Origin of the sequence: Brevibacillus composti (assembly GCF_016406105.1) — a bacterium.
Lineage (GTDB): Bacteria > Bacillota > Bacilli > Brevibacillales > Brevibacillaceae > Brevibacillus > Brevibacillus composti.
In genome coordinates this window covers 551486-563354 of record NZ_CP066308.1, presented here as the reverse complement: position 1 = coordinate 563354, position 11869 = coordinate 551486, and the positions used below count along the sequence as shown (strand labels likewise).

At 55.1% G+C, this 11869-nt stretch carries 10 protein-coding genes, 1 tRNA gene and 1 pseudogene; 4 read left to right on the top strand and 8 right to left on the bottom strand.

What is annotated here, in order from left to right:
* Positions 1 to 324: 324 nt before the first annotated feature.
* From JD108_RS03035 to JD108_RS03015, 5 genes are all read right to left on the bottom strand, one after another.
* A complete protein-coding gene (locus JD108_RS03035) occupies positions 325 to 1032 on the bottom strand; it encodes an ABC transporter ATP-binding protein (protein WP_198828507.1) in 708 nt (235 codons plus the stop codon).
* 17 nt (positions 1033 to 1049) lie between these two features.
* Positions 1050 to 1826, bottom strand: coding sequence for an ABC transporter ATP-binding protein (locus tag JD108_RS03030; RefSeq protein WP_198828506.1), 777 nt, complete (start codon positions 1824 to 1826; stop codon positions 1050 to 1052).
* Between the two features lie 19 nt (positions 1827 to 1845).
* On the bottom strand, positions 1846 to 3117 hold the full coding sequence (locus tag JD108_RS03025; protein WP_198828505.1) for a branched-chain amino acid ABC transporter permease: 1272 nt from the start codon (positions 3115 to 3117) through the stop codon (positions 1846 to 1848).
* A gap of 9 nt (positions 3118 to 3126) precedes the next feature.
* Positions 3127 to 4074: a branched-chain amino acid ABC transporter permease gene (locus JD108_RS03020; protein WP_198829963.1), complete on the bottom strand. Its 948-nt coding sequence runs from the start codon at positions 4072 to 4074 to the stop codon at positions 3127 to 3129.
* 552 nt (positions 4075 to 4626) lie between these two features.
* Positions 4627 to 6390, bottom strand: coding sequence for an adenine deaminase C-terminal domain-containing protein (locus JD108_RS03015; protein ID WP_198828504.1), 1764 nt, complete (start codon positions 6388 to 6390; stop codon positions 4627 to 4629).
* Between the two features lie 142 nt (positions 6391 to 6532).
* Here JD108_RS03015 and JD108_RS03010 point away from each other — a divergent pair, with 142 nt between their 5' ends.
* From JD108_RS03010 to JD108_RS22750, 3 genes and pseudogenes are all read left to right on the top strand, one after another.
* Entirely contained in the window at positions 6533 to 7030 is a 498-nt protein-coding gene (locus JD108_RS03010; protein WP_198828503.1) for a YgaP family membrane protein, read from the top strand.
* A 15-nt stretch (positions 7031 to 7045) separates the two neighbouring features.
* On the top strand, positions 7046 to 7183 hold the full coding sequence (locus tag JD108_RS03005; RefSeq protein ID WP_198828502.1) for an EYxxD motif small membrane protein: 138 nt from the start codon (positions 7046 to 7048) through the stop codon (positions 7181 to 7183).
* Positions 7180 to 7545: pseudogene (locus JD108_RS22750) on the top strand (MarR family winged helix-turn-helix transcriptional regulator); the annotation flags it as partial. The gene JD108_RS03005 and the pseudogene JD108_RS22750, both read left to right, overlap by 4 nt.
* Positions 7546 to 7645: 100 nt before the next feature.
* On the opposite strand, the gene JD108_RS02995 reads toward JD108_RS22750, so the two are convergent.
* Positions 7646 to 7719, bottom strand: a tRNA-OTHER gene (locus tag JD108_RS02995).
* 31 nt (positions 7720 to 7750) lie between these two features.
* Here JD108_RS02995 and JD108_RS02990 point away from each other — a divergent pair.
* A complete protein-coding gene (locus JD108_RS02990) occupies positions 7751 to 8761 on the top strand; it encodes an MFS transporter (RefSeq protein WP_228728278.1) in 1011 nt (336 codons plus the stop codon).
* Between the two features lie 139 nt (positions 8762 to 8900).
* Here the strand turns inward: JD108_RS02990 and purD are convergent, their stop codons facing one another.
* Both purD and purH read right to left on the bottom strand, forming a co-directional pair.
* Entirely contained in the window at positions 8901 to 10175 is a 1275-nt protein-coding gene (gene purD / locus JD108_RS02985) for a phosphoribosylamine--glycine ligase (protein WP_198828501.1), read from the bottom strand.
* A gap of 38 nt (positions 10176 to 10213) precedes the next feature.
* Positions 10214 to 11764 (bottom strand): bifunctional phosphoribosylaminoimidazolecarboxamide formyltransferase/IMP cyclohydrolase, encoded by a 1551-nt coding sequence (purH, locus tag JD108_RS02980; RefSeq protein WP_198828500.1) that lies wholly within the window; start codon positions 11762 to 11764, stop codon positions 10214 to 10216.
* Positions 11765 to 11869: the final 105 nt, after the last annotated feature.

Genomic DNA, 11869 nt, shown 5'->3' with positions numbered 1-11869 from the left:
TTTGTGTTTCTGCCCGTTTTTGGGATAAAGATTTGCTCGAAAGATACGCTTTTGAGTGTTAAAGGAAGAAATTAATTGTATCGAGAGGGGCGATTCGCGGGACCCAGGAGCGCAATGTGGGATGACCCCAAAGCGGTACTCCTTTTGCGTCTCCCCCGCGAATCGCCCCGGAGCGGACAGTGTAAACATCCATGCAGGCGGAACCCGGAGCCAAGCAGGGAGACAGGCTTCTTCCCACTACGGCACCGTTTGCACATTTTTTCAAACCTATCGACGAAAAAAAACCGACGGAGTCTCCCCCATCGGTTTCTGCTGCTCTTCTTATTACGCCAGGTAGGCCTCGCGTACCTGCGGATTGGTAAGCAGGTTTTGCGCGCTGTCCTGCAAAATGATCTCACCGGTCTGGATGACGTATCCGCGATTGGCCACCGAAAGCGCTTGGTTCGCGTTTTGCTCGACGAGCAGGATCGTCATGCCTTCGCGGTTCAGCTCCGTCACGATGTCAAAGATCTGCTCCACGAGGATCGGGGCGAGGCCCATCGACGGCTCATCCAGCATCAAAATTTTCGGCTTCATCATCAACCCGCGGGCGATCGCCAGCATTTGCTGCTCCCCACCGGACATTGTGCCGCCTTTTTGGTCAATCCGCTCTTTCAACCGGGGAAAGTAACGAAAAGCCCGCTCGATGCCTTCCTCGATGAGCTGCTTGTCTTTGACCGAAAACGCCCCCATCTCCAGGTTTTCCCGCACCGTCAGCTTGGGGAAAATCCGGCGGCCTTCCGGTACGTGGGCAATCCCCAAAAGTGCGATATCATGCGTACGCATCTGGGTGATGTCCTTGCCGTCGAAAATGATTCGGCCTTCGCGTGCGCGCGTCTGCCCACAGATGGTTTTCAAGGTAGTGGACTTCCCGGCGCCGTTGGAACCGATCAGCGTCACGACTTCCCCTTCGTTTACTTCAATGCTCATGCCTTTCAACGCGTGGATCCCGCCGTAATAGGTGTGAATGTGTTGCAACTCAAGCAATGGCATGATTTTTCCTCCCCCTCTTACGACACTTCCGTCGCGCTTTTACCCAGGTACGCTTCGATGACGTTCGGGTTGTTGCGGATTTGCTCCGGCGTCCCCTCGGCAATTTTGCGTCCGTAGTCCAGCACGTGAATGTACTCGCTCAGGCCCATGACCAGCTTCATGTCATGCTCGATTAGAATGATCGTCAGGCCCAGTTCGCTCTTCAACTTGCGGATAAATTCGGTCATCTCGACGGTCTCGCGCGGGTTCATCCCGGCAGCCGGCTCATCGAGCAGAATAATTTTCGGATTGGTGGCCAGCGCGCGGGCAATCTCCAGCCGCCGCTGCAAACCGTAAGGCAAGCCGCCCGCCGCTTCGTTGGCGATATCGGCAATGCCCACGTACTCCATCAATTGGTAAGCTTCTACCTTTGCCCGCTCTTCTTCTTCGCGAACGCGCTTGGTATTGAACATGATGCCAAGCACACCTGCGGACAGTCTGCTGTGCGTGCCGACCATGACATTTTCCAGCGCTGTCATCTGTTTGAACAGACGAATATTTTGAAAGGTCCGCGTAATCCCCCGCTCCGCGATTTGGTCAGGGCGCAGTCCCTTAATGCTCTTTCCATCGAGCAAAACGTCTCCTTCATCCGGCTCGTAAAAACCCGTCACCATATTGAAGAAGGTTGTTTTGCCCGCACCGTTTGGACCGATGACGGCCGTGATGGTTCCCTGTTCGATTTGTACCGTTACATCCTGATTGGCAACCAGACCTCCAAAGCGTTTGGTTAGCCCATTGGCTTCCAATAATGCCATCGTGCTCCCTCCTCCTTCCCTACGATTCTTTTCCCTGCAGCTTGCTCAAAATGCCGAGCTTTCCTTCTGCGTACTTGCTGCCTTTGATCGCATCCAGATCGTTCTTCTTCCGCTTGGCCGGAATCAAACCGTTCGGCCTGTACAGCGCGACCAGGATGAGCATGATCCCGAAGATCAGCCGTTGGAATTTGGAAGGATCGAGCTGGTTCGGCAGGTTGATGATTCCCGATTGCTGCAGCGAATGCAGGAAGTTGGAGAACTCCTTCAAGAGCTGAACCTGAAGCACGGTAACAAAGGCTGCCCCCAGAATTACGCCGGGGATGCTGCCGCTGCCGCCGAGAATAACCATGACGAGAATCCCGATCGACTCCATCAGCGTAAAGGATGTCGGGTCGATAAAGGTCTGCTTGGCGGCAAAGATGACGCCGACCACGCCCGCAAAAGAGGCGCCCGTCGCAAAAGCGGCCAGCTTGGCATTCAAGAGGGAAATCCCCATGGACTGCGCGGCCAGCTCGTCTTCGCGCACCGCTACCCAGGCACGGCCCAGACGGGAGTGCTCAAAGCGGATATTGGCGATAACGATGAAAATGATCACGATCAATACGATGAAATAGAAGTAAAAAGGCGTACTCATTTTGATGCCGAACAGCTCCGGCTGCGGGATTGGCGTAATCCCCTGCGGACCGTTGGTAATATTGATCGGTTTGTCCAGGTTGTTAAAGATAATCCGGATAATTTCACCAAAGCCCAGCGTAACGATGGCCAGGTAGTCCCCTTTTACCCGCAGAACCGGCAACCCGAGCAATATCCCGAATATCGCGGCGACGATCAATCCGATAATCAGGAACGGCCAGAACGCTTCGCCAGAAAGCGGGAAAAGCTCACCCGGAATGAACTGGTTTGCCTGGGAGGTGGAGAAGATCGCATAGGCATACGCACCTGCCGCGAAAAACGCAACGTATCCCAGGTCAAGCAGTCCCGCAAAGCCCACGACGATATTCAATCCCAGCGCCATCGCTACGTAAATGCCCACTTGCGAGGCTACTTCCATGTAGTAGCGGTTGTCCCCGGCCACCAGCGGGATGATCAGGAGCAAGACCGCCGCTCCGAGGATGATGCGCATATTTTTGCTGGTGTTGGTATAGTAGATGAGAATAATCGAGAACAGGATCCCTAAAAAGGCGATAACCGATTTGTCCATAAAATGAAGTGCTGCTGCAAAGCCAGCGATCCAGATCAAGGTAAAAATGAGCGGAATTCCTTTGATCGATTTCCATCCGATGTTTGCCATATCTCTCACCTACACTTTCTCTTTCACGGCTTCGCCAAACAGCCCTTCTGGCTTGAACAGAAGCACTAGAATCAAAATACTGAAAGCAAATACGTCTTTGTACTCAGCACCGAATGCGCCTCCGGTCAGCGGCCCCATATAAGCGCCGGAGAGGGATTCCAAGAGACCGAGCAGCACGCCGCCCACCATCGCGCCCCGCAGATTTCCAATCCCGCCGAGAACGGCTGCTGTAAACGCCTTCAATCCGAGGATAAAGCCAATATAGGGGTCGATTGTCCCGTAGTTTTGCGAGAACAGAACCCCAGTAGCTCCGCCCAGGCTGGAACCGATCAAGAAGGTCAGCATGATGACCTTGTCCACATTGATCGTCATCAGGGAAGCCGTAGATTGATCCTGCGCCACCGCGCGCATGGCGATTCCCCACTTGGTCTTGCTAATAAACAGCGTCAGCGCGATCATCATGATGATAGCGAGAACGATAACGATAAAGCCTTTCGTCGGGATCGAAGCCACTCCGAGCGAAATACTGCCCGAGAAAAGCATCGGGGTGTTGAGGTAAAACTCATTGCGGGCGATCGCTTCTGTAAAGCGGACCAGGTCTTGCAGCAGGAAGGAAACCCCAATCGCTGAAATCAACGGAACCAGACGAGGTGCACCGCGCAGCGGCCGATAGGCTATCCGTTCGATCAGAACGCCCAATCCGCCCGTCAGCGCCATCGCAATCACCAGCGTCAGGACAAAGGCTACGTACGGATTCATGCCCTCCAGCGCACCCAACGAATCGGAGATCAACAATACCTCTGTTCCGACAAATGCGCCTACCATGAAAATTTCCCCGTGGGCAAAGTTAATAAATTCAAGAATGCCGTAAACCATGGTGTAGCCGAGAGCGACGACAGCGTACATGAATCCCAGTGTCAACCCGTCAACCAACACCTGAGGCAAAATGCTGAGCATCATGCTTCTCATCCCTCATTCCTTCGTAAACTTGTGTGGTAATTCCAATTTGGTGCATTCGGCAAGAAGAGAGGGCTTATGTACGCCCCTTTGGCTGAATGAGGACTTCCTGACTACTACCAACTTCCTGCTATGCCTAAAAAGACAGAAAAATCAGCCATTCCTATCATATCAAAACATTCAGGAATACCGCTACCGAGAAAATTGCGGGCGATTGTCTGTTTTTATCGTATTCGCCTGGTTTGTGCCGCCTTATTTATCCCATCCTGTCTCCTTCTCATGCAGAATTGAATCCCCCTTTTATTTCTTTTTATGCAATTACAAAAAGAAATCCGGCTGCACGGCTGGCTGATTTCAACCTGTCCGATTACAAGTTTTCCCAGCGCCTATGATAGATGCAGCCTGATTCTTTTTCATTTTAAAATAAATTAGAAAATTTACAAGAGAAAAAAATATTTTTTTATATCACATATCCTGCCATCACATAATCATGAAGTTCATTCTCGGAAAGAATATATCAATACTGCGGTTCACTAAAGAATGGAAACGGGCTCAATCCGACAAGACTCGCGCGGGATGTAAAATTTCGCCGCTTTTGACGTCGACGATTCCTTCCCACGTCAGCCGGACATAAGGCAGATGCGTCGCTGTGAAAAACAGCAGAGAATACAGCGGATCCAGATGGGGATGCCCCTTTTGCCGCAGCCAGTCTGTCAATTGCTCTGCCCTCACGATCACGTCCGCCATCGATGCGGGAGAAAATCGCCCCGCCAGAGGAAGCGGATTTTCACTTGCGGCCCGCCCACATTCCCAGGCGACCACGCCGCCGCCAAGCTCCAACACGCGCTGCAATGCCTGCTGCATGGAGCGGGGACAACGGCCCAACACCAGCCAGCCGTCAGCAGCGGTATAGGTGCTGGCCAAGCCCTCCAAGTCGGCGCAAAACCCACGCACAACCGCCTGTGCGAGACGTTTTTTCCGCGGGTGGATCAGGCAGAGGAGAGCCAGCTCCGGGTCCTGCTCGAAAGACACATAGCCGTGATCGTCGACGGGAAGCCTCTCCCACTCCAACCGGGTAATGACGGCATTCAGCATGTGGATGACGGGGACGGCCTCTCCCTCGCTTCTGATCCGGAACCACTCTTCTTTTCCTCCGTGCCCGCCATGGGCCACCTGGGGAAAATCATAGTCGCTCCAATCGGGCTTCACCGTCGGGACGAGCAGTTCTCCCTGTCTGGCCGAGAGCCGTCCGTTTGCGATCACGAGCTCCGGGGTTGGCTCCTCGGGACTTTGCAAAAGCAGGATATCGCCCAAGCGTCCCGGAGCGATCCCTCCCACTTCGCTGTCGATTCCGTAATAGACGGCGGGGTTAAGCGTCGCCATCACATACGCTTCCTCGGGAGGCATCCCCGCTTCGATCGCCACGCGGATCGTGCCATCCATCAGCCCCTGGCGGTAGATGGGCGGTGTGGAGCCGTCCGAGGTCAGCATCATTCGGGATGACCAGGGAATTCCCGCTTCGAGCAGTCCTTTGACCAGGATCGGCAAATCGGGACGGATGGAGGAATGCCGCAGCGTGACGTACATCCCCAGCCGCAGGCGGCGCAGCACATCCTCAGCTGTTATGCTTTCATGACAGGCGGTTATTCCGGCTGCGGCAGCCAGATTCAACGTCTGCTCGGAGGCCCCCGGATGATGTCCTTCCATCCGCTTTCCGAGGTCGAGCGTCCGTTTGATGCCGTACAGCAGGGTCTCGTCCTCCCGCAGCACACCCTGCCAGTCCGTCAGCTCTCCTCCTTGTACGACACGGGGGTGCTCCAGCATCCGGCTGATGCTCTCCCGGTCAAAAGGCGGTTCGGCTTTGTCCCGCCTCATCTGCGGATCCAGCCGCCCCCAGAAATACTGCTTGACCGGATGCTCCGCGAGCTGATCCATGATCCGGGACACTTGCTCGAAAGGCAAGCTCATCAGCATCAGACTGTCCGAGATGAGCGTCGTCGTTCCCCGCTCAAGCGCAAAATCTGCCAGCGAAAAGGGATTGTACCATTGGAAGGGGTGCGCATGAGGCTCGATATACCCGGGCACGGCGAAGCTGCCTGCAGCATCGATGATCTCCGTCTGCTCCCCCGCCAGAGGTTCCCTCTCCCCCACATAGGCGATTCTCTCCCCGGAGATGGCGATATGGACCTCGCGCCATTCCTTTGTATAGACATGCAAGACCTTGGCGCCTCGAATCCACAAATCGGCAGGTTCCTCCCGTTTGGACACCCGCAGCAGTTTCACATAGGCAGCTTCATCTATTGTACGAACACGCAAGTCCAATCCCTCCCGTCTTTTACGATCAATCAACCCTTGCTTCCTTAAATGCTTTCGCCGTATTAGAAACATTTTCCTTGGCTGTTTTTCAACCGGGCGCACAAACTAGCCACTAAAGACAAATTGGACAGGAGGAATCCTCATGCAAAGAAACGTCGGCCGTGTAGATGCCATGATCCGCATTACAGCCGGTCTCGTCGGGCTGGCGTACGGCATCGGCAAAATGAACCGTCGTCCCCATCGCACCCCCTGGGTACTCTTAACCATGTCCGCCATGAAAGTGGCAGAAGGAGCCACGCGCTTCTGCCCGATGCTCTACGCCATGGACATGGATACGGTCACCAAAAAAGGGATGACCAAGGTGGCGGACAAATTGACGCAAGCCGGCGTGCGGGCAGCGTTGAACCGGATGACCGGGACCAGCGGCACCTCTGCGAAGACAGACGAATCCGGCTTGGCCTCCGCTATGGCCGCAAGCGTCACATCTCCGCAAGAGGGCGAGAAGAAAGAGCTCTCACCCGAAGACAAAATGCTGGAGGCTGCCGTACGCGAGTTTGTATCTGTCCCTGAAGCCGATCGGGACAAACGGCCCTCGGAACGATACAGCACGGACGAGCATCTCTACCCCACCTATTCTTAACAGGAGGACTGTCGCATGTCTTTTGTCGGCCCCCCCTTGTACGAATGGATTTCCCACAATCTGTTTGTCATTGCCATCATCATCGGGTGCGTGGCCGTGATGGGGTACTTTTTTTACAACACGCGCAGAAATAAAGGGAGATACCGCCAATGACCGGGGTATCTCTTTTTTTATATGCTCGTTTCTTGCAGATTTTTCGTTTTACAAACAAACTTGTCGTGCTTATAATTGTTATGACAATTATTTGTGGAGGGGAGCTGTCTTTTTTGGATGCTGCATCGCCATACGAGTCGATTGGCTTTATGCTCGGCCTGACGTACCGGCGCATGAGCCATTTCGTCGCGCTACGCCTGAGGGAGCTGGATATTACGCCCGAACAGTTTTCCGTGCTGATGCGCCTGTGCGAGCAGGACGGCATCAATCAGAAGGAGATTGCCGCCCGGACGGCCAAAGACCAGCCTACGACTGCCCGTATTCTCGACGTCCTTTTGCGCAAGGAATTGATCGAGAAAAAAGTAAGTGAAACAGACCGCCGCGCTTTTCTGATCTTTCTCACGGAAAAAGGAAAGCAATTTGCCGAGCAAGCAATCCCGCTGGAAAAAAAGGCGCTCGCAGAGATGCTGGCGGGAATCCCCCCGCAGCAGCTGCAGCTTTTTACAGAGACGCTTTTAACCATTCAAACCAACATCAAACAAGTCATCAAAGAATAGGAGTGGAAAAGTGGAGGAACGCCTAGAGAGACATACTGTGGTCCACGAAGAACGTACAGAGAAACTATGGACAAAGAAGTTTGTATTGCTGACGCTTTGCAATTTGCTGTTATTTTTAAACTTGCAGATGATGACCCCCTCTTTCCCGGCTTACGTCACAGAACGCTTTTACGCCAGCGACTTTACCGTCAGCCTGGTGATTAGCCTGTTTGCCGTTTCTGCCGTGATTGCCCGGATTTTTACGGGGAAAGCCCTGGAGACGAAAAAGAGCATGACGATCCTGCTCATCGGGCTGGGCCTCGTCACCCTCTCCACGATCGGTTACGTCTGGTCGGGATCGATCGCGATGCTGCTGTTGATGAGGGTTGTCTTCGGCGCCGGCTTCGGGATGACCAGCACCACTTTTCCCACGCTGGCTTCCAATATCGTACCCGCCAAGCGAATGGGTGAAGGCATGGGGTACTTTGGGCTCTCATCCAGTCTGGCTATGTCGATTGCGCCGGTCATCGGCCTGTGGATCCTGGGCCAACATGGATTTGTTACTCTTTCGGTATCAGCGATCGCGCTGGTCGTGGTGATACTCCCTCTGCTGCGGCTCATTCAGTCGGATGCGGCCGGCCGGGAGATGCGGATCCGTCAGATAGGCGCGGAGGAAGACGGAGCGGATGCCCTCATCCCTGCTGTCTCGTCCAACCAGCATCCTGCCGAACCGGACAGAGGCCTTCCCCGCATCGTCTGGCTGCCGGCCTTTCTCAATTTTTTGCTGGGGATTACGTACGGCGGGTTGATCAGCTTTCTCGCCCTGTTCGGCAAGGAAGTGAACATCGACAACGTCGGCTGGTTCTTCCTCTGCAATGCGGGAGCCATGCTGCTCGGCCTGATTGCTTCCGCCACCAGCTACGCGGTCATGTATACCTGGTCCTCTGGTTGCATGATTCTCTTTCTGGTTATCTATCTGTCTTATCAGCTTTTGTTCAGACGGGTCAGACGGCCGGCCGCCAAAAAAGAGATCGGGGCCTAGACCGCCTGCTGGTTCATCCTGCCGCCATTTGAAAAAACAAATGCGTCAAGCTGTATGCGAAAAAACCTCCTGTCCGCTCGCTCAATTGGCGATGGCCAGGAGGTTTTTCTGCTGTTGCATGCAGGCGCAGGGATTGCGGCTAGACGTTGGAGTGGCCCAATGCCCGCGCTGCGATGTCTTTGCGATAGTGGGCTCCCTCGAAACGGATCGATTCGACGGCTGCGTATGCGGCTTCTCTCGCCGCTTTCAGATCCTCGCCGATGCCAGTCACCCCGAGCACCCGTCCCCCGCTGGTGACAGTCCCCTCAGGTGTCTTCTCAGTCCCGGCATGGAAGACGGCGACGCCGGAGGGGACGCGATCCAGTCCGTAAATCGGCAAGCCCTTCGGATACTCATCCGGGTAGCCCGGTGAAGCCATGACGACGCAGACGGCACCGCCCTGCTTCCACTTGACATCGAGGGAGTCCAGCTCGCCATTTACTGTCGCCAAGCAGATGTCCACCAGATCCGTCTCCAGCAGCGGCAAAATCACTTGCGTCTCCGGATCGCCGAAGCGCGCATTGAACTCGACGACTTTCGGCCCCTGCTGGGTAATCATCAACCCGGTGTACAGCACGCCGCGAAACGGAATGCCGTCCCGGGCCATGCCCGCCGCCATCGGCTTTACGATGGTGGCGACGATGTTCTCGACCAGTTCGGCTGACATATGCGGCACGGGAGCGTACGTGCCCATGCCGCCCGTATTGGGGCCCTGGTCTCCGTCAAACACCCGCTTGTGGTCTTGCGAGGTGACCATCGGTTTGACCGACTCCCCGTCGACAAAGGAAAGCAGGGAAAGCTCCTCGCCTTGCATGAACTCCTCTACGACCACACGTGCCCCCGCCTGGCCGAAGACCTGGTCCTCCATGATCGCATACAGCGCCCGCTCCGCTACTTCCAGCGTCTCCGCGACGATGACGCCCTTGCCCGCCGCCAGACCGTCCGCCTTTATCACGATCGGCGCTCCCTGCTCACGCACGTAAGCCAGAGCAGATTCATAATCGATAAACGATTCGTAAGCTGCTGTCGGAATGCCGTAGCGCTTCATCAGGTACTTGGCAAAGGATTTGCTGCCTTCGATTTTGGCCGCCTGCCCGCTCGGTCCGAAGATCGGCAGGCTGCGCTCCGCAAAGAAATCAACGATACCGCCCAAGAGCGGGTCCTCAGGACCTACTATCGTCAGATCCACACCCTCATCCTTGGCAAACTGCGCCAGAGCGGCAAAATCATGAACGGGAATCGGCACGTTCTTTGCGAGCAGGGCCGTTCCTCCATTGCCAGGGGCACAAAAAATCTTGCTTACCTTGGGGCTTTGCGCCAGCTTCCAGACAATCGCGTGTTCACGGCCGCCGCTGCCGATTACCAATACGTTCATCGTATTCCCCTCCTGAGAAGACCTTTTCAAAATCTCTATCAATGCTTAAAGTGTCGCACACTCGTAAAGACCATGGCAATCCCAAAACGGTTACATGCGTCGATCGAATCCTGATCGCGAACAGAGCCCCCCGGTTGAATGATCGCCGTAATTCCTGCCTTTGCGGCCGCTTCCACCGTGTCCGGCATCGGGAAGAAGGCGTCGGAGGCAAGCACAGCCCCCTGCGCTTTGTCGCCCGCTTGCTCGATGGCGATTTTGGCTGCCCCGACCCGGTTCATCTGGCCTGCACCTACGCCAATCGTCATATTGTCGCGGGCGAGGACGATCGCATTCGACTTCACATGCTTGACGACTTTCCACGCGAATTTCAGCTGGGCCAGTTCGCCCTCGGTCGGCTCGCGGTCCGTCACTACGCGAATCTCTTCGTCTGTCAGCTGCTTGAGATCACAGTCCTGGACCAATGCCCCTCCGGCAACCGGAGCGACACGCAGCACGGCCGTTTTTTGCGGCTGGGCCTCCGCGATGCTCGGCAGACGGAGCAGGCGAAGATTTTTCTTTTCTTTCAGGATATCCAGCGCCTCCTGGGTAAAATCAGGAGCCAGAATGATTTCCAAAAAGGTTTCCTTCATCAAAAGAGCGGTCGCTTCGTCAATGGGACGGTTCGCCGCGACGATCCCCCCGAAAATCGAGACGGGGTCGGCGTCATACGCCTTTTGATACGCCTCGCGAATATCCGTGCCGATCCCCACGCCGCAGGGATTGGAGTGCTTGATGGCCACCACGGCCGGCTCCGCGTATTCGCGCACGATGGCAAGCGCTGCATCGGCGTCATTGATGTTATTGTAGGAGAGCTCTTTTCCATGCAGCTGTTCCGCGCGGGAGACGGCGGCCCGTCCATGCAGCGGCTCCTGGTAGAAAGCGGCCCGCTGGTGCGGGTTTTCCCCGTAGCGGAGGTCCTGCACCTTTTCATAGGTCACGGTCAGGTTCTCTGGAAACACCTCGCCCACCGTTTCGTTCAGGTAACCGGCGATCAAAGCGTCGTAAGCGGCTGTATGGCGGAATACCTTGGCTGCCAGACGGCGACGCGTTTCCAGCGTGGTGTCGCCTGCCGCCTCGATCTCGCCGGCGACCTGCTCGTAATCAGCCGGATCTACCACGACGGAGACGAACTGATGGTTCTTCGCCGCCGAGCGGAGCATCGTCGGTCCGCCGATATCAATATTCTCGATCGCTTCGGCATAGGTGACACCCGGCTTCGCAATCGTTTCTTTAAACGGATAGAGGTTGACGACCACCAGATCGATGGTCCCGATATTCAGTTCTTTCAGCTGCCTCATGTGCGACTCGTTGTCGCGCACAGCCAAGAGGCCTCCATGGATATTCGGGTGAAGCGTCTTTACACGTCCGTCCATGATCTCTGGAAAACCGGTTACGTCGGAAATGCCTATCACAGAAATGCCCGCTTCCTTGAGAGAAGCTGCTGTTCCACCTGTCGAAATAATCTCCACTCCTGCGGCTGCCAAACGGCGCGCAAAAGGAACCAATCCAGTCTTGTCCGAAACGCTGATTAGAGCTTTTTTCACACTCACGAATAGAACCTCCTGACTTTTTTCAAAACCCTTTTGAAAACACGAACATTACTCATATATTAAAACATAATTGTACGTAATTATCAAGTTTACCAGAGAAAACAA